The 19,135-nt window shown below is 57.8% G+C and carries 18 protein-coding genes; 5 read left to right on the forward strand and 13 right to left on the reverse strand.

The window, feature by feature from the left end; all coding sequences use genetic code 11:
• Window position 1: 1 nt before the first annotated feature.
• A complete protein-coding gene (locus BN6471_RS11035) occupies window positions 2-1,333 on the reverse strand; it encodes a Sapep family Mn(2+)-dependent dipeptidase (RefSeq protein ID WP_066648958.1) in 1,332 nt (443 codons plus the stop codon).
• A 225-nt stretch (window positions 1,334-1,558) separates the two neighbouring features.
• Here BN6471_RS11035 and BN6471_RS11040 point away from each other — a divergent pair, with 225 nt between their 5' ends.
• On the forward strand, window positions 1,559-2,068 hold the full coding sequence (locus tag BN6471_RS11040) for a CarD family transcriptional regulator (protein WP_066648961.1): 510 nt from the start codon (window positions 1,559-1,561) through the stop codon (window positions 2,066-2,068).
• Between the two features lie 67 nt (window positions 2,069-2,135).
• Here the strand turns inward: BN6471_RS11040 and BN6471_RS11045 are convergent, their stop codons facing one another.
• Both BN6471_RS11045 and BN6471_RS11050 read right to left on the reverse strand, forming a co-directional pair.
• Window positions 2,136-2,843, reverse strand: a complete 708-nt coding sequence (locus BN6471_RS11045) for a LiaF transmembrane domain-containing protein (RefSeq protein WP_066648964.1) — start codon at window positions 2,841-2,843, stop codon at window positions 2,136-2,138.
• Window positions 2,833-3,297, reverse strand: a complete 465-nt coding sequence (locus tag BN6471_RS11050; RefSeq protein WP_066648967.1) for a LytTR family DNA-binding domain-containing protein — start codon at window positions 3,295-3,297, stop codon at window positions 2,833-2,835. Before BN6471_RS11050 ends, BN6471_RS11045 begins: the two co-directional genes overlap by 11 nt.
• A 199-nt stretch (window positions 3,298-3,496) precedes the next feature.
• Here BN6471_RS11050 and BN6471_RS11055 point away from each other — a divergent pair, with 199 nt between their 5' ends.
• The 3 genes from BN6471_RS11055 to BN6471_RS11065 all read left to right on the forward strand — a co-directional run bounded on the left by BN6471_RS11055 (window position 3,497) and on the right by BN6471_RS11065 (window position 7,551).
• Window positions 3,497-4,687: a S41 family peptidase gene (locus BN6471_RS11055; protein ID WP_066648970.1), complete on the forward strand. Its 1,191-nt coding sequence runs from the start codon at window positions 3,497-3,499 to the stop codon at window positions 4,685-4,687.
• Between the two features lie 136 nt (window positions 4,688-4,823).
• On the forward strand, window positions 4,824-6,794 hold the full coding sequence (locus BN6471_RS11060) for a putative bifunctional diguanylate cyclase/phosphodiesterase (protein ID WP_066648972.1): 1,971 nt from the start codon (window positions 4,824-4,826) through the stop codon (window positions 6,792-6,794).
• Window positions 6,778-7,551: a prepilin-type N-terminal cleavage/methylation domain-containing protein gene (locus BN6471_RS11065; RefSeq protein WP_066648973.1), complete on the forward strand. Its 774-nt coding sequence runs from the start codon at window positions 6,778-6,780 to the stop codon at window positions 7,549-7,551. Before BN6471_RS11060 ends, BN6471_RS11065 begins: the two co-directional genes overlap by 17 nt.
• A 63-nt stretch (window positions 7,552-7,614) precedes the next feature.
• Here the strand turns inward: BN6471_RS11065 and BN6471_RS11070 are convergent, their stop codons facing one another.
• The 3 genes from BN6471_RS11070 to BN6471_RS11080 form a co-directional block, all read right to left on the reverse strand.
• On the reverse strand, window positions 7,615-7,998 hold the full coding sequence (locus BN6471_RS11070) for a type IV pilin protein (RefSeq protein WP_066648974.1): 384 nt from the start codon (window positions 7,996-7,998) through the stop codon (window positions 7,615-7,617).
• 105 nt (window positions 7,999-8,103) lie between these two features.
• Complete coding sequence (locus tag BN6471_RS11075) at window positions 8,104-9,162, reverse strand: type IV pilus twitching motility protein PilT (RefSeq protein ID WP_066648975.1); 1,059 nt, start codon at window positions 9,160-9,162, stop codon at window positions 8,104-8,106.
• A gap of 15 nt (window positions 9,163-9,177) precedes the next feature.
• Complete coding sequence (locus BN6471_RS11080; RefSeq protein WP_066648981.1) at window positions 9,178-10,875, reverse strand: GspE/PulE family protein; 1,698 nt, start codon at window positions 10,873-10,875, stop codon at window positions 9,178-9,180.
• A gap of 92 nt (window positions 10,876-10,967) precedes the next feature.
• Here BN6471_RS11080 and BN6471_RS11085 point away from each other — a divergent pair, with 92 nt between their 5' ends.
• Window positions 10,968-11,735, forward strand: coding sequence for a prepilin peptidase (locus tag BN6471_RS11085; RefSeq protein ID WP_066648986.1), 768 nt, complete (start codon window positions 10,968-10,970; stop codon window positions 11,733-11,735).
• On the opposite strand, the gene BN6471_RS11090 is transcribed toward BN6471_RS11085, so the two are convergent.
• The 7 genes from BN6471_RS11090 to BN6471_RS11120 are packed head-to-tail and all read right to left on the reverse strand — an operon-like array spanning window position 11,732 to window position 19,055.
• Window positions 11,732-12,259 carry a PilW family protein gene (locus BN6471_RS11090; protein ID WP_066648992.1) on the reverse strand — a complete coding sequence of 176 codons (528 nt, stop codon included), beginning with the start codon at window positions 12,257-12,259 and terminating at the stop codon, window positions 11,732-11,734. The genes BN6471_RS11085 and BN6471_RS11090 overlap by 4 nt on opposite strands.
• Before the next feature lies 1 nt (window position 12,260).
• A complete protein-coding gene (locus BN6471_RS11095; RefSeq protein ID WP_066649001.1) occupies window positions 12,261-12,623 on the reverse strand; it encodes a type II secretion system protein in 363 nt (120 codons plus the stop codon).
• 12 nt (window positions 12,624-12,635) lie between these two features.
• Window positions 12,636-15,539 (reverse strand): polymer-forming cytoskeletal protein, encoded by a 2,904-nt coding sequence (locus BN6471_RS11100; protein ID WP_066649004.1) that lies wholly within the window; start codon window positions 15,537-15,539, stop codon window positions 12,636-12,638.
• Window positions 15,536-16,318: a hypothetical protein gene (locus tag BN6471_RS11105; RefSeq protein WP_066649007.1), complete on the reverse strand. Its 783-nt coding sequence runs from the start codon at window positions 16,316-16,318 to the stop codon at window positions 15,536-15,538. The genes BN6471_RS11100 and BN6471_RS11105 overlap by 4 nt, the downstream gene beginning before the upstream one ends.
• Complete coding sequence (locus tag BN6471_RS11110; protein WP_066649009.1) at window positions 16,315-16,923, reverse strand: PilN domain-containing protein; 609 nt, start codon at window positions 16,921-16,923, stop codon at window positions 16,315-16,317. The genes BN6471_RS11105 and BN6471_RS11110 overlap by 4 nt, the downstream gene beginning before the upstream one ends.
• 10 nt (window positions 16,924-16,933) lie before the next feature.
• Window positions 16,934-17,839: a pilus assembly protein PilM gene (pilM, locus tag BN6471_RS11115; protein ID WP_066649012.1), complete on the reverse strand. Its 906-nt coding sequence runs from the start codon at window positions 17,837-17,839 to the stop codon at window positions 16,934-16,936.
• Between the two features lie 16 nt (window positions 17,840-17,855).
• Window positions 17,856-19,055, reverse strand: a complete 1,200-nt coding sequence (locus tag BN6471_RS11120; protein ID WP_162270206.1) for a type II secretion system F family protein — start codon at window positions 19,053-19,055, stop codon at window positions 17,856-17,858.
• Window positions 19,056-19,135 lie beyond the last annotated feature (80 nt).

The following is a 19,135-nucleotide window of genomic DNA, read 5'->3' on the forward strand; positions in this document are numbered from 1 at the left end:
CTTACCCCTCCGCCGCCAGCAGCACGAACGCGCGCATATACACCGCGATCGCGGTCTTGAGATCAGCTGCCACCGCGTGCTCGTTTGCCTCGTGCTCCGTTTTGGGGGCGCCGGGCATGAGCGCGCCAAAGGCGACGATATTGTCCATGCTGCGCGCAAATGTCGCGCCGCCTGTTGCGATAGGCTGCGTTTTGGCGTCGCCCGTCACCTCCTGGTATGCCTGCATCAGCGATCTTACCAGCGGCGTATCCGTCGATATGTGCAGCGGGCGCAGGTAATCGAACTGCTCCACGCCGATCCCGTAAGGTTCCGCAGCCTTTTTGAGCGCGTCCGTCACTTTTTCCTTTTCGTACGTCACCGGAAAACGGATATCGACGCCCAGCGTCTGTTTGCCCGGCTTCATATCCGCCAGCCCCACATTGAACGTGAGCTTGCCCGAATATTCATCAGACACGTCGCCGAAGATATCCCGTCCGTTTGCGTCCGTACATTTTTCCGCGAGGAATTTGACCATGCCCTCCGTGTTCCCCGCCAGGGCAAGCGCCTGCGCGAGGCGCACGATGGCGTTGACGCCCTTATCGGCCGCCATTGCATGTACCGCCTTGCCGTGCACGACAAGCTTTCCGTTTTCTTCTGTAAAATCGTAGCCCAGTTTCTTTAATGCCTGCGCCGTCTTGGCGTCGGCGCCTGTTTGCGCACTGCCCGCGACTGCGTTTAAGGCCGTGCCGCCCGAAAGCGTAACGCTATTTTTCCGCGCCGCTGTGAGCGTATATTCCACCAGTCCCTTTTCTGCGTAAAGCAGCGGGAAATCCGCGTCCGGCGTGAAGCCCATGGTCGGGTGTTCCTCTTTTTCCGCGTAGGCCTTGACGCCCCGCCACAGCGATTCCTCGTCCGTGCAAAAGATGAAGCGCACGCGCCGCCTAAGCTTTGCCCCGCCGTCCAGCAGGAGTTTTAAGGCATACAGTGCGGCGAGCGTGGGGCCTTTGTCGTCGCTCGTGCCCCGCCCATAGAGCATGCCGTCTTTTTCCGTGAGCGTAAAGGGCGGCGTCGCCCAATTTTCCACGTCGTCCGCGGGAACGACGTCCAGATGCCCCAATACGCCCACCATTTCTTTTCCTTCGCCCGCTTCCGCGTACGCATAGTACCCGTCCGGGTCTACCGTGACCGCAAACCCCATGCGGCGGGCGATGGATACCATCGCATCGAGCGCCTGCGCGACGCCCGCGCCCATCGGCGCGCCCTCCTGTGCCGGTGCGTTTTTGCTGTTTGCCGCCACCAGTGCGCGCAGGTCTTCCACATAATCCGGAAACGCCGCTTCGATCGCTGTTTTCATGTTCCGCCCTCCTGTATTTTTACTGTTTTGTACCGCATTTATGAATATAAAATATATACCCTGATTTTTTAATGAATAACACGATCTGCCCGCCGGAAAAATTCGCTTACATTTCCCTGCGGTTTTCTGGTATACTATAAGTAATGACGCGCAGTCAAAAAGACGTAAGTCCTGTCGTTTTTACAGTGCGTCCTTTTTTTACCACTGAAAAGGAGTGATGGAAACGTGTTCCAACAAGATGATTATGTGATGCACGAGTCCGCGGGCGTATGCCGCGTTGCGGGCGTGGAAGAACGTGACTTTATGCAAGGGGAAAAAAGGCGGTACTATATTTTAAAGCCCCTGCACTCTCCCTGCGACAGTATATTCGTCCCTGTGGACGGCAACATCAAAATGCGCAATATCCTGACGAAGGAACAGGCCAACGAGCTGGTGGAAAAGATCCCGGAGATCAAGGCGGAGTGGCTCGACGACGACAGCGCGCGCGAACAAAGCTATAAGGACGCGCTCGCCTCCTTTGACTGTTACGAATGGGTCAAGGTCGTAAAGAGCCTTTACCTGCGCATTTCGGAGCGCAAGCAGGATGGCAGGAAGCCGCTTTTGATGGACGAGAAGTATATGGCTATGGCGGAGGATTACCTGCACGGCGAGCTTTCCGTGGCGCTCGACATCCCGCTCGACAAGATCAGGCCATACATCGCCCGCCGCATCCGCGAAGCGGACATGGACTGGTAAGCGCTTTCCCAATATAATAAAAAGCCGCACAGGGACTGGTTCCCGTGCGGCTTTTTCGGTTTTCTTTTCAGATATAGTGCACTTCTACTCCCGCCATGGAGATATTGCCGCTGACTGTGACGTGCGGCGAGGACGCTTCATGGTATGGCGTTCCCGTAAAACTCAGGCTGCCCATGCCCGCGTGGGTGCCGTTGGAAACCTGCCAGTTTTTGGGCACGTACAGCTCGATGTTCCCAAACTTACAGTCCACGAAGATCTCCGCCCCGTTAGGGCTTATTTGCACCTGGTCGAAGTAGACCTCCAGCGAACCGAACGAGCAGGAAAGATTCGCGTATTCCAGCGCGCCCGCCCGCAGGTAGCGGGTCGTCCCGCTGAAGCTCACGTTGATGGACGGTCGGTTTTCGTCGCTCGTATCTTCGCAGGCCGTTCCTTCCGGCCGGCAGCCCCCGTGGGAATAGCTGCCTGTATGGCGCGGGCGCTTGTGGAACAATATCCCGAACCCGATCGTCAATAAAATGCCCGCGACGACCAGGATCCACGGCTGCAAAAACGGCAGCTTGAGCGGCGCCTGGAAGATCATGTACAGCAGCGCCAGCGGGACGAACATTCCCCAAGCCGCACGGCTCATGATGAGCTGCACGATCACCGCGACGAGCAGGATCGCGCCCAGCAGCGGCCAAAACCCGATACTGCCGAAGGGCACGAGCTGGCTGGCGATGAGCACCACCGTCGCCAAAATAAAGAATATCCCCCAAAACCAATTTCTACCTTTCATATTTCATCCTTTCCTGTAAACGCTCCTTGAGGACCGCATAATAACGCCGGGAGACATATACATGTTTGCAGGAGTTACGGAACTCGATGCGGCTGGAAGCCGTGATGTTGCGGGTGATCGCGTGGATACGGCGCATGTTGACGATCGCCGATTTTGAAATGCGCACAAAATACGGGGGCAGCGATTCTTCCAGCTCGTACAGGCGGTACTTCACGCGGAACAACTCTCCGGCGGTATGCGCATACACCGTTTCCCCTTCCGTTTCAAAGAACAGCACCTCTCCCAGCGGGAAATAATACTCGCGGCCTCCCTGCAAAAACACGATGTCCGCGCCCGGCGTTTCCTGCTCCATGACGAACCTGCAGACCGCGCGCACCGCGGCGTTTTCTGTGCGGCAGCGGATCACTACCTCGTCTTCTTCTATCCCGTTTTGCACTTCCACCCGTACCTTCAAACCCGTTTCTTCCTTTCCCCTGCATTATAACAATCCATACGGGCCTTGCATAGCGTTTTTGTGCAACAGGTAACAAGCGGCCGCCAAGCGGTAGGAAAACATTCTGTTAAATTTATGCCCGCGCTTTTCCTTCGCATGGAAAAAGGCGTTCGGCGGTGGTACAATAAGAAGAAAACATTCTCCCGGAGGGATTGCAGGTATGAAGGGTTTCCTGAAAGGCTTTTTGTGCGGCGTGCTCGCGCTTGCGCTCGTCCTTGTGTGTATCGTCGCCTTTGACGGTTCGGGCGCGGTCTTGAGCAACGCCGCCCTTTCCCCAGTGTTTGCCAAAATGCAGCAGATACAGAGGCTGGTCGACGATAAATTTTATTTTGAACAGGACGAAGGGCAAATCGCGGAGGGCGCGTATGCCGGTATGCTCGCCGGGCTCGGCGACCGTTTTTCCTATTACCTCGATCCGTACGCATACCAGCAGTTCATGCGCTCGCTGCAGGGAAACTATACGGGTATCGGCGCGAGCGTAACACAGGACGGTGAAACGCTTGAAACTTCCGTCACCGGCGTCGACGAAGGCGGCCCGGCCGATGAAGCAGGCATGGAGGAAGGGGATATCATCGTCGCCGTAGACGGCGTAGACGTGACGCAGATGCCCCTGGAGGAGATCATCTACGACCACATCATGGGCGATGTGGATACGCAGCTCACCGTCACGGTGGAGCGCGGCGGCGCGCGGGTCGACCTGCCCATGACGCGCAAGACCATCATCGAGCAAACGGTCAAGCACCGCATGCTGGACGAAGAAACGGGATATTTGCAGGTCACCTCCTTCGAGGACGAGAGCGTGCAGCAGTTTCAGGACGCGCTCGGCGACCTGCAAAGCCGGGGTATGCGGCGTATCGTCTATGACCTGCGCGGCAACGGCGGCGGTTCGCTTTCCGCGGTCGTAAGCATGCTCGATTATCTGCTGCCCGACGGGCTGCTGGTATACACCGAGGATGGGGACGGCAACCGCCTCTCAACCTACGAGGGCAGCGACGGGCACGAGCTAAACCTCCCCGCCGTCATTTTGGTGGACGAAGGCACGGCCAGCGCTTCCGAGGTCTTTTCCAGCGCCATGCGCGATTATGGGCGCGCCAAGCTCGTAGGCACGCAGACATACGGCAAGGGCATCGTGCAGCAAATCTATCCCCTGGGCGACGGCAGCGCCATAAAGCTCACCTCCTCCGCGTATTTCACCAAGAGCGGCACGCCCATACAGGGGATCGGGCTTACGCCGGACGTCGTGGCGGAAATGGCGGACGGGGAACCAAAAGACCCCGCGCAGGAGCTTGACGCGGCGCACGACGCACAGCTTGCCGCCGGGCTGCGCGCCCTCGGCCACCGGCAGGAATGAGCCCTTTCCTTAAAATCATACCCGCAAGGTATAAATTCATGGCGTTTTCCGCTTACTTATGATAAAATGGGAGTATCTGCAAAGCGCTTTGTTTTGGAGATTCTTTCCGTAAAAAACATGGTAAAGGAAGCAGCCAATGGTCTGGAACATCACCGCGGAATGTTTTTCTGTCGTCATATTATGTATCCTGTGGGTCTATTCCCGCCAGGGCAACTTTTTGCCGACGCTCAAAAACAAGCTCTTCCAGGTATGCTTCCTCGTCACCTTCATCGCCATCTCCTCCAACATCGCTTCCACGCTGATGCTGTACCACTACCAGGACGTGCCGATGTTTTTGAGCTGGCTCGTGACGACGGTCTATTTCGTGACGACGCCGCTGATGGGCGTGGTGTATTTCTGGTATGCGTTCTCCATCGTGTTCGAGGGGCACCCGCGCTTTTGGCGCCTGCTGCTTTTGTCGTCTGTCCCGGCGGCGGCTTACCTGGCGCTGATACTGTTAAACCCGCTTACACACTGGATTTTCGATATCAGCCCCACGGACGGTTATGTGCGCGGCAAGGCGCTGGCCGTGACCTACGTCATCTTCTATCTCTACTGCTTTTCGTGCCTGGTCATCTCGCTTTTGTGGGGCAAGCACCTGGAACGCTCCATCCGCAACATACTGGCCTCTTTCCCCATCGTTGCGGGGGTCGCGATCGTCGTGCAGCAGCTATTCCCGGAATATATCCTGTCCGGCTCCGCCGCGACCTGCGCCCTTTTGATCATTTACCTGTATTTGCAGAACAAGCAGATCTCCCTTGACCACCTGACGGGGCTGCCCAACCGGCAAAGCTTCCTGAAAATGCTGGAGCTGCGCATGGAGCGCCACCAGAGCGAGCCGTTTACCGTGCTTGTCCTGTCACTGAAAAATTTCAAGACCGTCAACGACAATTTCGGGCAGCACAACGGCAACCTGGTGCTGCGCGCCGTCGCGGAATACCTGCGCACGGCCGCCCGCCGCAGCCTTGTTTACCGCTACAGCGGCGACGAATTCGCCATCCTGCCCGGCCGGCCGGCCGAGCGGGACACAGACGACCTGATCGGCGCGGTGAGCCACCGCATGACGCTCCCATGGGAGGCGGGCACATGCAGCACGCTTTTGTCGTGCGGGCTTGCCGTCGTCCAATACCCCAGCAGCGCGGTCAATGTGGAAGGCCTCGTCGACGGCATCGAATCCACCGTGGCGGAGGCGAAAAAAAACGCGCACCAGAGCTGCTGTTATTGTACGCAGGAAATGCTCGACCAGCTAAGGCGCCGCAGCCGCATCATCGATATTTTAAAGCAGCGTCTCGCGGCGGACAGCTTCGAGGTCTATTACCAGCCCATCCTTTCGCTCGACAGCATGAAGTTCAACAAGGCGGAGGCCTTGCTGCGCCTGAACGATACGCCCATTGGCCCCATCTACCCGTCCGAGTTCATCCCCATTGCGGAAGACACGGGGCTCATCACCGGCATCACCTACCAGGTGCTCGCCAAGGTGTGCGCCTTTTTGAGGCGGCAGCTCGATGAAGGCAAGGAAGTGGACACCATCAGCGTCAACTTCTCCTCCAAGCAGTTTTTGCAGGAGGATATTGCGCAGCGCGTGTTCGACATCATCGAAGCGAGCGGCGCGCCCTTTTCGCACCTCAAAATCGAGATCACGGAAAGCACGCTCATGGAAAACTTTGAGGCGGTAAGCAGCTTCCTAGGCGAAATACACAGCCGCGGCGTGCGCTTTGCGCTCGACGATTTCGGCGTGGGTTATTCCAATATCTCCACTGTGCTCGGCTTCCCCATCAGTACGGTCAAGCTGGACAAAAGCCTCGTTTGGTCTTCCGTCAACAACCGCAAATCCGAGGCCGTCGTGCGGCACATGATCGCCGCTTTCAAAGAGGTGGGCATCGATATCCTGGCGGAAGGCGTGGAAAACGAACAACAGCGCGACTTTATTATGGAATGCGGCTGCGACATGATACAGGGCTTTTTGTATGCAAAGCCTATGCCGCCGGGCGACGCGGCGGCTTTTTTGGGGAATTCGCCGGAGGACGCGCCCCATATCGAGGAGAACCTTTATGAAAAAATCTTCTAAAAAAGCTTTTACACTCATCGAGCTCATGGTCACGATCGCCATCATCGGCGTTCTTGCCGCGCTGCTCGTCCCCGCGATGGGCGCGCTGGCTGCGGATTCGCAGGCCGCCGCCTGCAGCGATTACCGCAACGCGGCCATCGGACAGTATGCGGCAAACACGGTCGGCGATCCATCGTATACGCTGGGCCAGTTCTTAACCGACGAACAAATTACCTGCCCGTACGGCGGGGCGTATTCCGCCTCCAAGGACGAGGACGGAAACAACGTGATCATCTGTTCGCTGCACGGGCTTTCGGGCGGCGGCATGCCTGAGGACCCGGGAACGGTCGTTGGGCGCTCCGTTTACGAAACTTACCTTTCGTTTGTGCAGCGCTACGACGCGGCTTCGCCCGAAGAACAGGCACAGATCGCGGCGCGCGGCGACAACGACAGCCTGCGCAACGCCCTGCTCGCGCAGTACGGCGGAACATGGCCGCAGTTCCCGCAATCACTGATCGACAAATACGGCATCAAGCTGAATCCGGGCGAAACGCTGTACGTACAGCCGTTCGTCAATTCTAACCGTACGTCCGGCGAGACGAGCGTCGTGGTATATGCGAGCGTCTATCCACAAAACGGCAGGTGGTATACCGGCTACATCTACGACCACGAGGAGGGCGTGTGGTACAAGGGCCCGGGTATTTCCGTGACCACGCCGTGGGCGCAGATCAAGGAAAAGCTGCACGACCCCAACGGCCGCTGGACAGCGCTCAAATAGCGAAAAAGAAGGCATCAAAAAAGCCGCCCGAAACGGGCGGCTTTTTGGTTGTGGATTATTGGATTATGGAACAGGATATGTTGCCGAACCGTTGGCATCCGTAAATGTTACGCTCTCAACCAAACCGCCTGTAACGGTAACCGTGTAGTTACCAGTAAACTGGCTTCCCAAAAGATTTGGCAACGCCGCCTCAACAGCGGCTTGTGTGACCTGCTGGTTCTGCGACTGCAATTGTGCCACCGCAGCCGTCGCCGCGCTGTACACCGACCGCGCGTTCGCAAGGCGCGTCTGATCCTGCGCCTGCGTTACAAACCCCATCATAGTCGGAACTAAAATGGCGACCAGTACGCCGATGATCGCGATGACGACGATCAGTTCGATCAGCGTAAACGCTTTTTTACCGTTCTTTTTGGCATTTTCCCTTTTGAGCATTGCCCTGTACAACATAAAATTCTCCTCTTTTCTTTTTTTATATTATTGCATTATAACGTGACATGTACGGTATTATTTATTATACACACGGGCCACGTTTTTGCCAAGTCATAGGTGTGACTAAAAATAACGTTTGATCTCCTGCGGATCGACGCAGCGCGAGAGCGCTTCCTCCGGCGTAATTAGGCGGCTTCTGACGAGCGCGCCCAGCGCCATATCCATCCCCTGCATCCCAAACTGGCGGCCTGTCTGGATCGCGTTGTCGATCTGGAAGATCTTGCCTTCGCGCACGAGGTTTGCGATCGCGTCCGTGCGCGCCATGACCTCCAGCGCCGCCACACGCCCCCCGCCCATCGCGGCCGTCACGGGCACGAGCTGCTGCGTGATGACTGCGGCAAGCGTTTCCGCGAGCTGCGTGCGTATCTGCGCCTGCTGGTTTGCCGGGAACACGTCGATGATCCTGTTGATGGTATCGGCCGCGCCCTGCGTGTGCAGCGTGGATAAGACCAGGTGCCCCGTTTCCGCCGCCGTGATCGCCGCGGATATCGTATCCAGGTCGCGCATCTCACCCACCAATATGACGTCCGGGTCTTCGCGCAAGGAGGCGCGCAGCGCGGACGAAAAGGCGATGGTATCTTCGCTCACCTCGCGCTGGTTCACAATGCAGCGCTTGTGTTCGTGTACATATTCGATCGGGTCTTCCACGGTGATGATGTGGCAGCTGCGCGTTTCGTTGATATAGTCGATCATCGCCGCGAGCGTGGTCGATTTCCCGCTGCCCGTCGGCCCGGTGACCAATACCAGCCCGCGCCTGAGCGAGGCAAACTGCTTCAGTACGGGCGGCAGCCGCAGCCCGTCTATGGTGGGGATAGACTGCGCGAGCAGCCGCAGCGCCGCCGCAAAGCAGCCGCGCTGCTTAAAGACGTTGACCCTCAGGCGCTGGCCGCCTACCGCATAGGCAAAGTCCACGTCCCCCGCCGTTTCCAGCGTCCCCATCCTGTCCGGCGGGACGAGCGGCCTGATCAGGGCCTCCGCCGCCTGCGGGTCGAGCCTTCCGTATTCCGCGGCCTCCATAAGCTCCCCGTCGATACGCATGACAGGCGCTTTCCCCACCGTCAGGTGGATATCCGACGCGCCGCGCGATACCGCCTGCATGACCAGTTCATTGACCGTTGCCATATCGTTTCCCTTTCCCTATATCGTATAGACCGCTTTGACGTATTCCTGCACGGTCGATTCCCCCGCCAGCACGTTGCGCAGCATGTCCTGTTTCAGCGTCACCATGCCGTGCTCCTGCGCGTAAGCCGATATCCTGTGCGAGGTCTCGCGCGCGGAAATCAGCTCCTGCATCCCCTCGTCCACCAGCAGTATCTCGTGGATGGCCTTTCGCCCGAGGTAGCCTGTGAAGTTGCAGCGCGGGCAGCCCTTGCCCTCGTAGAGCATCACCGTTTCATTTAGCCCCAGCATCATGTTTTCCGCCGGGGTCGAGGGATGCTCCTGCTTGCAGTGCGGGCATATACGGCGCACCAGCCGCTGTGCGACCACGCCCGACAACGCGGAGGCGACGAGATACGGCTCCGCGCCCATGTCGATGAGCCTGCCCACCGAGGAAGCCGCGTCGTTCGTGTGCAGTGTGGACAGTACCAGATGCCCGGTGATGGACGCGCGCACCGCGATCTGCGCAGTCTCGCTGTCGCGGATTTCGCCGACCATGATGATGTCCGGATCCTGCCGCAGGATGGAGCGCAGGCCGCTGGCAAACGTCAGCCCCGCGCGGTTGTTGATCTGCATCTGGTTTGCCCCGTCGATCTTATATTCCACCGGGTCTTCGATGGTCACGACGTTGAGCTGTGGCGTCATGACTTCGCCGATCACCGTGTAAAGCGTCGTCGTTTTGCCGCTGCCCGTCGGCCCGGTGACCAAAAGGATGCCGTGTACCGCGCGTACCAGCTTATCGAACAGGCGGGCGTTTTCCTGGCTCAGGCCGAGCGAATACGTTCCCGCCTGCGTTTTCAAGAAATTGTTGACCAGCAGGCGGATTACCGCCTTTTCCCCGTACACCGTGGGCAGCGTGGAAATACGCAGGTCGATCTTTTCCCCGTGGATGTCGACCTCGCAGCGCCCGTCAAGCGGCAGCCTGCGCTCGGCGATGTCCATGGAGGACATGATCTTGATACGCGTCACGATGGAGGCATGCGCGCCCGTGGACAGCGTGAGTACGTCCTGCAAATTGCCGTCGATCCGCATGCGCACGCGGGTCGCTTCCCTGCCCGGCTCGATGTGGATGTCGCTGGCGTTTAATTTGACGGCCTGCTCGATGATCGAGTTGACGAGGCGCACGACAGGCGCGCTGTCCACGCGTTCGTCGATGCCCGCGTCGACAGGCGATATCTCCTGCGCTGCCATGGCGGCGCGGAACTCCTTGTTCACATCCTCCGCCGCCTCGTGCGTGACCTTGTCGGCATAGTGCTTGCCGATCGCGTCGCGGATGCTGCTTGGGGTAGCGATGACGGGTACGACCTCCATGCCCGTTTCCAAACGTACGTCCTCGATGGCGTGGAAGTTCATCGGGTTGCTCATGGCCACGATGAGCGAGCCGTTCTTGCGGTCGATGGGGATCACTTCGTTTTCACGCGCGAAATCCTCGCCCAGCATGTGCACCGCGGCGGGGTCGATACGCGCCTGCGAAAGATCGACAAACGTCGTTTTCAGCCGCCTTGCCAGCGCCTTTGTGAAATCGGTCTCCGTGATGAATTTTTCCTCGATCAGGATATTCCCCAAAAGCTTTCCCGTTTTCTTCTGGATCGAGAGGGCGGTATTCAGCTGCTGCGCTGTGATGAGGTTTTCATTGAGGAGCAGCTGCCCGATCTGGATATTCTTTTGCTCTGCCATTTTCGCCTGTCCTTTCTTATACGCGAATGGTTGGTTCCTATTGTATTGCACGGCGCTTTCCCATATAATACTTACGAAGGAGATATTACGCCATGCTTGTTTTCGCTTATTTCTGGCCGTTCGCCCTGCTCTTCGGGCTGGTGATCGGCAGCTTTTTAAATGTTTGCATCTGCCGCGTGCCCTTAAAGCAGTCCGTGGCCGCCGGCCGTTCCTATTGCCCCAGCTGCGGCCATGCGCTAAAGCCCCTTGACCTCGTCCCCGTTTTCAGCTACCTGTTCCTTAGGGGGAAATGCCGTTATTGCGGGGAGAGGATCAGCGCCCAATATCCGCTGGTCGAGCTGCTCAGCGCCGGGCTGTACGTCCTGTCCTTTTATATCTTCGGCCTCACATGGATGACGCTCGCCTCTTGGGCCTTTGTGTCCGTGCTTATCGTCGCTTCCATGATCGATATCCATACCTTTGAGATCCCGGACGGCGCAAGCATCGCCATCCTTGTGATCGGCGCCGCCTGCTTTTTCCTCCCGGATTCGCTCCTGTGGTGGGAGCGATTGCTGGGTGCACTGTGCGCGGCAGGGCCTCTTCTGCTGGTCGTCTTACTTTCACGCGGCAACGCGATGGGCCTCGGGGACGTCAAACTGATGGCGGCCTCCGGCTTGGTGCTCGGATGGAAGCTGTCGCTGTTTTCCCTGCTCAGCGCGGTGGTAATCGGCGCCATCGTGGGCGTTGTGCTCATCGCCTCCAAAAAGAAAGGGCGCAAGGACGCCATTCCCTTTGTTCCCATGCTCTCCGCCGGCCTTGTCACCGCGCTTTTCTGGGGCAACGCCGTCATCGCGTGGTACGTCTCCCTGCTCGGCCTTTAGGGCGTTTGCGCGTCGTAGCTCACCATCAGCCCCCACGAGGCCCCGCCGACCGTTTCCGTATTGAGCACATTCACGTCCGTTTCCAGCGAATAGGCGACGGACAAGTCGTTTTTATTGGTCAACGCGACCGTCACCGTCACGATATCCTGCCTAATGGCGCCCACCGTCAGCTCCGCATAATACCCTTCGTAGAATTCCTCGCTGAACATATCCTCCGCGGTGTTTTTGCCTTCCTGCAAATAGATCCTGCCGCCTAAGCTGTAAAGGTATGTTTTCCCGCTTTCCTTTGCGTCGTCCGCCGTTTCATGGATCAAAAGCCCCTTCGCGTATTTGAGGTATTTCTGTACCGTTTCCATGGCGTAGTTCGTCTTGACCTGCACATCCGTCTGCTGCCCTAAGGTGACGACAGAATCGTTCGCGGATACGAAAATGAGCGCGAGGCCGAGGCCGACGATGCCCACCAGCGCCATGACGACGACCAGCTCGATCAGCGTAAAACCCTTTTTTGCATTTTTGCCCCCCATATCAGTCCCCCGCCTCTTTTGCATCCGGCGCAAACGCCTGTAATATAAGCCCGGTATCCGGCTGCCTTGACTGGACGCGCTTGCCGTCCACGGAAAAATCCGTACCGTTGAGCTCGAAATGAAGCGTATGGGGCCAATATGTGATATAGTTCATGTCCGTGATATCAGAGCCGCTGCGCATACTGTAAAGCGCGCGCTCAAGCTGCCCCGCCGCGTCAAAGGTCGCGGCGTTCATGCTGCGCGTATCCTTTTCCATGTTCACAGTGGGGGCGAGCACCCCCAAAAGCGCAACGGAAAGGATGCCCAGCAGCGCCAGGCTGATGATCACTTCTATTAAGGTCATGCCTCTTTTTTTCTTATCCATGCCGGCCACCCGTTATTCGCCCGTTCCTGGGTAGGTGCCCAGAACCGTCCAACCGCTGATCCCCCCGCCGGGCGCGCTGCCGAACGTCCCTTCAGGCGTATACTGGATATACCGTAGGTTGTTGCCCATCTCGATGTGCGAGGCGATCGCGCTGCCGTAAAGCTTCGCTCCGCCTGAAAAAACCGTGCTGCCCGTCATCTTGACAGTGCCCTGCGGGGCATAGAAAAACGCGTACGCCGTGTTGTAGCGCGAGATATCCATGGCGACGCCTTTCGCGTTTGAGATCAAATACAGGTTGGGCACGCGCGTATCGCCCTCCTGCGGCACGCCGTCCGCATAGTCGTAGTAGCCCATAAACGTATTGCCGCGCAATTCCCAGTCCACGAAATTGCCCGCGTCCGTCCCTTCGTCGAGGAACAGGTAAACGTTGTGGTCCCCCTTGGTAAGGATGTTCACGCCCGACGCCACTTCCATCGTGTAACCGTCGTTTTCCGGCATTTTAAGGCGGATATAAAGGTCGCTGTCCGTGGCGTCGAACACCAGGCTCTTGCCGTATTGCTGTCCCTGCGCTTTTTTGAAATCCAGCGTCAGGTTACAGTTCTTCGTGAAAATATAGTCGTTGCCGTCGATCTCGTAGCCGGCGGGTTTCTTTTCGTTGAACGCGAAGTACACATTGTTTTGCTTCATCTGCGCTTCGATCGCCGCCGGGATCTTCCATTCCGGCAGGTTTTCATATTTTTCCCGCAGCTTCAAATCCACCATGGGCATTTCGTCATACGGGATATCCAGCTTTTTGATTTCCGTGATATCGCCGTTTCCCGACGGGATATCCGCCCACGGCACTTCCCCCAGGGGCGCCACCGGCGTCATGGTTCCCGGATCCACGACGCTGAGGCCCGTAATGCTGGAATTGTCAACGGAGGGCTGCGCGCCAAACACGAGCGTACCCGAAGCCGTCGAATTTTTGAAGCTCCCGCCGCCGATCACGTTCATGTTCCCACGGATATTGGCATTTTCAAAGTCCGCGATGCCGTTGACCGTAAAACCGGCGCTGATTCCCTGCGCCGTTTGCTGCGGCAGCCGCACGCCCAGGTTCCCGCCTACGAAAGCGTCGACGCCCACGGCGTCAAATGTGCCGCTGATATCCATTTCCCAGTTACATTGCCAGATACCCATTTCCGCCCTGACGTTTTTCATCCTGATCTCGCGGCTTGCGTGCAGGTTTGCCTTCACTTCCGCGTCCCGGACTTCGATCCCGCCGCCGGCCGCCAGGTTTCCCTGTACCTTTCCGCCGTCGACCTGTATCTCGCCCCATGCAGTAAGCGTATTCCCCCCGCCCCAGCTGTCCCGCAGGATTTGCGAATCCTTCAGCACGATATGCCCATTGGAAACAATCTTCACCACCTGCAGGCTGTTGCAGTCTTCCAGCGTGACGTCGCCGTACGCATAATACTGCGGCGCCAAATCCTCTGTCACGGCATAGGCCGTACTGTTTTTGAGTTCGATCGTGCCCGGTTTTCCCTGCGCATACAGGCTGCAATACGAAATATCCGAATTCTCCGCCCTGATCATCGGCGCATAAAAGCTTGGATATACGGAGCTTGGCGGCGTACTGACGCCGTTTAAGAAAATGGTCGCGCCGCAATGCAGCTCCTTCATCGCCGTGATGCTTGTGATTTCCACCGTGCCGTTGATATAAATATTCCCGCTGTAGCTGCCCGCGATCTTTCCTTTTCCGTTCGCGCGCACCTCCCCTGTAAACCTGCCGTCCAAATCCACGTCGCCCATACACTCGATAGAGCCGACCGAGCCGTTGTAGACATCGTTTTTGACGAGCACGTTCCCGTTCGATTTGACCTTGGCGGCTTCGGCGCCATTTTGCACCACCACGTCGCCGCCCGCATAGATAGCGCCCTTGCTTTGTGCGCCGTTCCCGTCTACCGTGACCGTGCCGCCCGCATAGATATCGCCCTGCGCCAGCGCGCCTGCCGCGATATTCACGTTGCCGCCTTCCAGCGTGCCGTCGTCCTTTTTGGCGCCGTTTGCGTAGATCGTCCCGTTTACCGCAGCGCCCCATCCCTCCAGACTGACCGTGCCGCCCGCATGGATATCGCCCTGCACGACCGCGCCGTTTTTGACCGTCACGTCGCCGTCCGCGTAGATATCGCCGGGGATATCCTGTGACCGTTCGATGACCACGTTCTTTTCCGAACGCACCGTGGAATAGACCGTGCCGCCTGTCGTGATCTTAATATCCCCTGTCGACTGGATGTGCGTATCCCCGTCCTGCGTACCGAAACCGCCCGCCCCCAACGCCAGGGGGCCGACGGCGTCCACGTTTTTGGTCACGCCTTTCCCGCCGGAAAAGGTCGTCGAGCTCTCGCCATTGTCAAAGAAAACGCTGCCCTCCGAGCCGGAGCTGCCCGGCGTTGAAGGCAGCATGCTCGCGTTTGGATTGAGGTTCGTCGCCCCCGCTACCACGTCGAAAAGGCTTGCAAGGCCGATCTCTTCCCCGCCGCTCCCGGACGTATACTGGAGCAGGCTGTACATGCTGGAGGTAAAGCCGTTTTTTTCGGCTGTCACCGCAACGCGGAAAACGTTTTCCATGCCGCTTTTACTATCTTTTTCAATTTGTATCCCGTAGTCCCCGAATAGGGCGTCGCTGCCGCCGCCCTCGATTTTGTACGTGGGGCCCGTGCCCAGCGCAAACGGGTCGATCGTTTGGTCAACGATCTGGCCGTTTACCGTATCCAGCACCGACTGCGCGGCAAAATCGGCCTGCTGCTGCCCATAGGTACGCGAGGCCTGCTCATTGGCCACACCCGCGAGCGTCATCACGCCGACTCCGACGATCACAATGAACCCAAACACACACAGCACCATGACAAGCGTGCTGGCGCGTTTTCCATTTCTCATTCCTGCGTTTCTCCTGTCCCGGCCTGAGCGCCGCCGCCGACTGCCGGTATCCCGTAAAATTCAATGGTGACCACAGCGGGCATCCGCCCGTCCTCCCCCGCTTCCTGCGTGGAAAGGGAAGTAATGCGCAGCGCGCGGCCGCTCTCGTAGAGGCCGTTTGCAAACGCAATGATATCGTCAAAGCTGCCCGTACAATTGACGATCGCGTTTAACTGGTAAAGCGAAGCCTGTGCCGATGGCGATTCGCTCGCCGTAGCGGTTGCCGCCGCCTGCGCGTACGGGTCGCCGGATTCCTGGGCCGAAGGCTGTGCCGACGGTTGCGCGGAAGGCTGCGCCGAGGGCGAAGCGCCGTTCACGATATCCGCCGCGTCCTGTATGGGCAGGGATTCCTGCCCCTCCTGCGCGGAGGCGTCCGTGCCGGAAAAGTCCGCCGTGGCCGTGCCGACGTCCGAAAGATCCATGTTCGCTACTTCCAGGTTATGATAGGCCAGCATATTGTTGAGCCACAGGTCGATCTCCTCCTGCCGCAGGCTGTTTTCATACGGTTTTTGCAATTCCTTTGTGCGCGCGTACTCTTCGTCGATGCTAAAAAGCAGGGCGCTCGACGTTTCCGTATCCGCCCGGGCGCTCACAAGCTCGTCCTGCTTCTGCGAAATGAGCGACCTTAAATCAAGCAGCGACTGCTGCATGGGCACGATAAGGAAATTCACGCCCAGTACAACGATCAGTACGACGCCCAATATGATGAGCAATACCATTTCCCTTTTGGAAAGCCTCATTGCGCCTCACCTCCTGCAAGCGCGCAGCTTACGGAGAACGTGACCGTCCCCGTCTGCGCGGTGCTGTCCGCTTCGTCCGGCGCCACCGCCGTGCCGTCCGCGGCATAATACCCGTTGTATGTAACGTCCGAAATGAACGACGAGCCGCGCAGGCTGCGCACGAATTCCGCCGGAGAGGAGGTATCCTGCGCCTGGCAGTCGAGCTTTAATACGCCGCCTGTGTATTCGATCTTGACAATGCCCACGTCCTGCGGTTTTTTCGCCTTGATATCCTCCATCAGGGCGCTGTCGAGGTGCGGATCGGCCGCCAGGTTTTCGTTGAAAGCCTCGATGATGGAATTATAGGTCTTGAGCGCGTTCAGCTTTTGCGCGTTGGAAGAAAGGGCCGCATACTCCGAGCTGCCCGATTTCACCTCGTCGATCTGCATTTCCAGCGCCGCGAGCTGCCCGACGGCCGTCGCCCGCTGCACCAGCTGCCAGACATAAAAGCCCCCTACCAGTACGGCGCATACGACGAGCACGATGATCCCGCCCTTCATAAAGCTCCCCAGCGTGCGCCTTGCTTCCTGCTTTTTGATGCCTGCAAAAAAGTTAAGATCTTTCAAACCATCCACCTCACACCCGGACCTGCGCGCCCAGCGCGTTGACCAGTATCTTTGTATTGAGCGTCTGGACTTCACGGTTTAAATAGTCGCCGAGCAGCGTGCCCAGCCCCTCAAAACGCGCGCCGCCGCCCGTGATATAGATTTTCGCCCGCAGCGATTTGTATTCCCCCGTCGCCGCGAACTGCAGCATCTTCTGTATTTCGTCCCCCAGCCTCGATACATAAGTATTGAAGTTGATATCTTCCTTTAATTCCTGCGCGGCCTTGCCGTACAGCTCCCCGACGGTCTCCTTGGAATAGACGTCCATCCCGATAACGGCGCAGCGCGTAAACGCCAGCTCCCCTTCCACAAACAGGTGGAAATTGATCAGGTCGCAGCCGATGTCCGTCACGATACTGAGCTGCCCCGGCGCATTGGGCACGACGTCCGCCACCATGGCAAGCTTGCGCACCGCGTTGGCATGGAGATCCAGCGCCACCGGCACAAGGCCCGCCGCGCGCAGCATGTCCCGGTAGCCGTCCGCAAGTTTTTTGTCCACGCCGAACACGAGCGCCTTGGTCTGTTCCCCGTCCGTGCGCGCCAGGTAGTCGATCGCATAACGCTCGCCTGATAAAAATTCGTCCATCTCGTTTGCGATCATCTGCTCCGTTTGCTTAGAGGGCGCCTTAGGCAGCGCCATTTCCTTTACGACGACGTCCGGCGTACTGATGGTTACGACCGCTTTTTTGTCGCTGATCTTCTCCTCAGCCAATACCGCCGCGAGCGTTTTGGCGGTCTTTTCAAAATCGACGACCGCACCGTTCAGTACACAGCCTTCCGGCATTTTGAACAGTACCTCTTTTTTCGTTTTGATGGACTTATCGCCGTTGCCCTGTATGATCTTTAAAAATTTACTTCCGATATCGATTGACAGCAAATTCCTTCCCCCATCCTCATGAAATATTTTGGTACATGCCGTAAATGGGCATGATGATCGAAATAACGATAAAACCAATGATGAACCCCATCACCACCAGCGTGATCGGCTCGATCATGGACACCATCTTCTTGACCGCGCGGTCGGATTCCTCGTCATAGTAGGCCGCCGCCTTCTTAAGCAGCTCGTCCATCTCGCCCGACTCCTCGCCGATGGCGATCATGGACTTGAACATGGGCGGGAATACGTCGAATTTTTTGATGGATTCGCTAAGCGGCATACCCTTCTTCACATCCTCGACCATCACGGCGATGTATTTTGACATGCAGCCGTTGTCAAGGACGCGCGAGACGATCTCCAGCGCGCTGATCATGGAAAGCCCGCTCGAGATGAGCATGGAAAACGTGTGCGCGAAACGGGCGGCCAAAATCGTCTGCTTCATCTTGCCAAAGCCCGGAAAATGCAGCATCACCGTATCCCACCCCGGCTTTGTGGCCGGGCTGCTTTTTAAAATAAAGACCAGGATCACGACGCCCACGACGACCGCGAGCACGGCGAACCAGTAATTCTGTAAAAAGGAAACCAGGTTAAGAAGCATTTGCGTGGGTACGGGAAGCTCCGCGCCCGACGTGGTATACATGGCCAAAAATTTGGGGACCACCACCACGAGCATCAACAGCACCACGCCAATACACATGATACACAAAAGGATCGGATAGGTAAGGGCGCTTTTGATCTGCGCCTTCGTCTTGTACTGCTTTTCAAAATAGTCCGCCATGCGCACCATGACTTTGTCAAGCGTGCCGCTCTGTTCGCCCGATTCCACCGAGCTGATCAGGTAAAAGGGAAACGCGCCGCCCTGGTCGGCGAGCGCCTGGTGGAAGGATACGCCCTTCTTGACTTCCTCCACCACAGAGAGAAGGATCGCCTTTATTTTTGCGTTCTGCGCCTGCTGGCACAGTACGTCAAGGCCTTTGACGACGCCGATGCCCGCGTCCAGCATCACGCCCAGCTGGCTGCAGATCAGGTAAAGCTCTTTCGCGGGGATCGACCCCTGCACGGAATTGCCGAACTGTTCGCGTTCCACCTTGTAGGACAGGCAGTAAAGCCCTGCGCTTTTCAGGAAATCGCGGAAATCCTGCAGGTTTTCCGCCTCGTACGTTCCCTTTGTAGCCTGCCCCCCGGCGTCCACAGCCTTATATCTATACCTTGCCAACGTCATTACCCCTTCGCGCCCCGGCTTGTCCGGTCATTTTTGTTTTTATAAACATGACATACCCAGTATGGATTATATCC

The organism is Christensenella timonensis (assembly GCF_900087015.1).
Classification (GTDB): domain Bacteria; phylum Bacillota; class Clostridia; order Christensenellales; family Christensenellaceae; genus Christensenella; species Christensenella timonensis.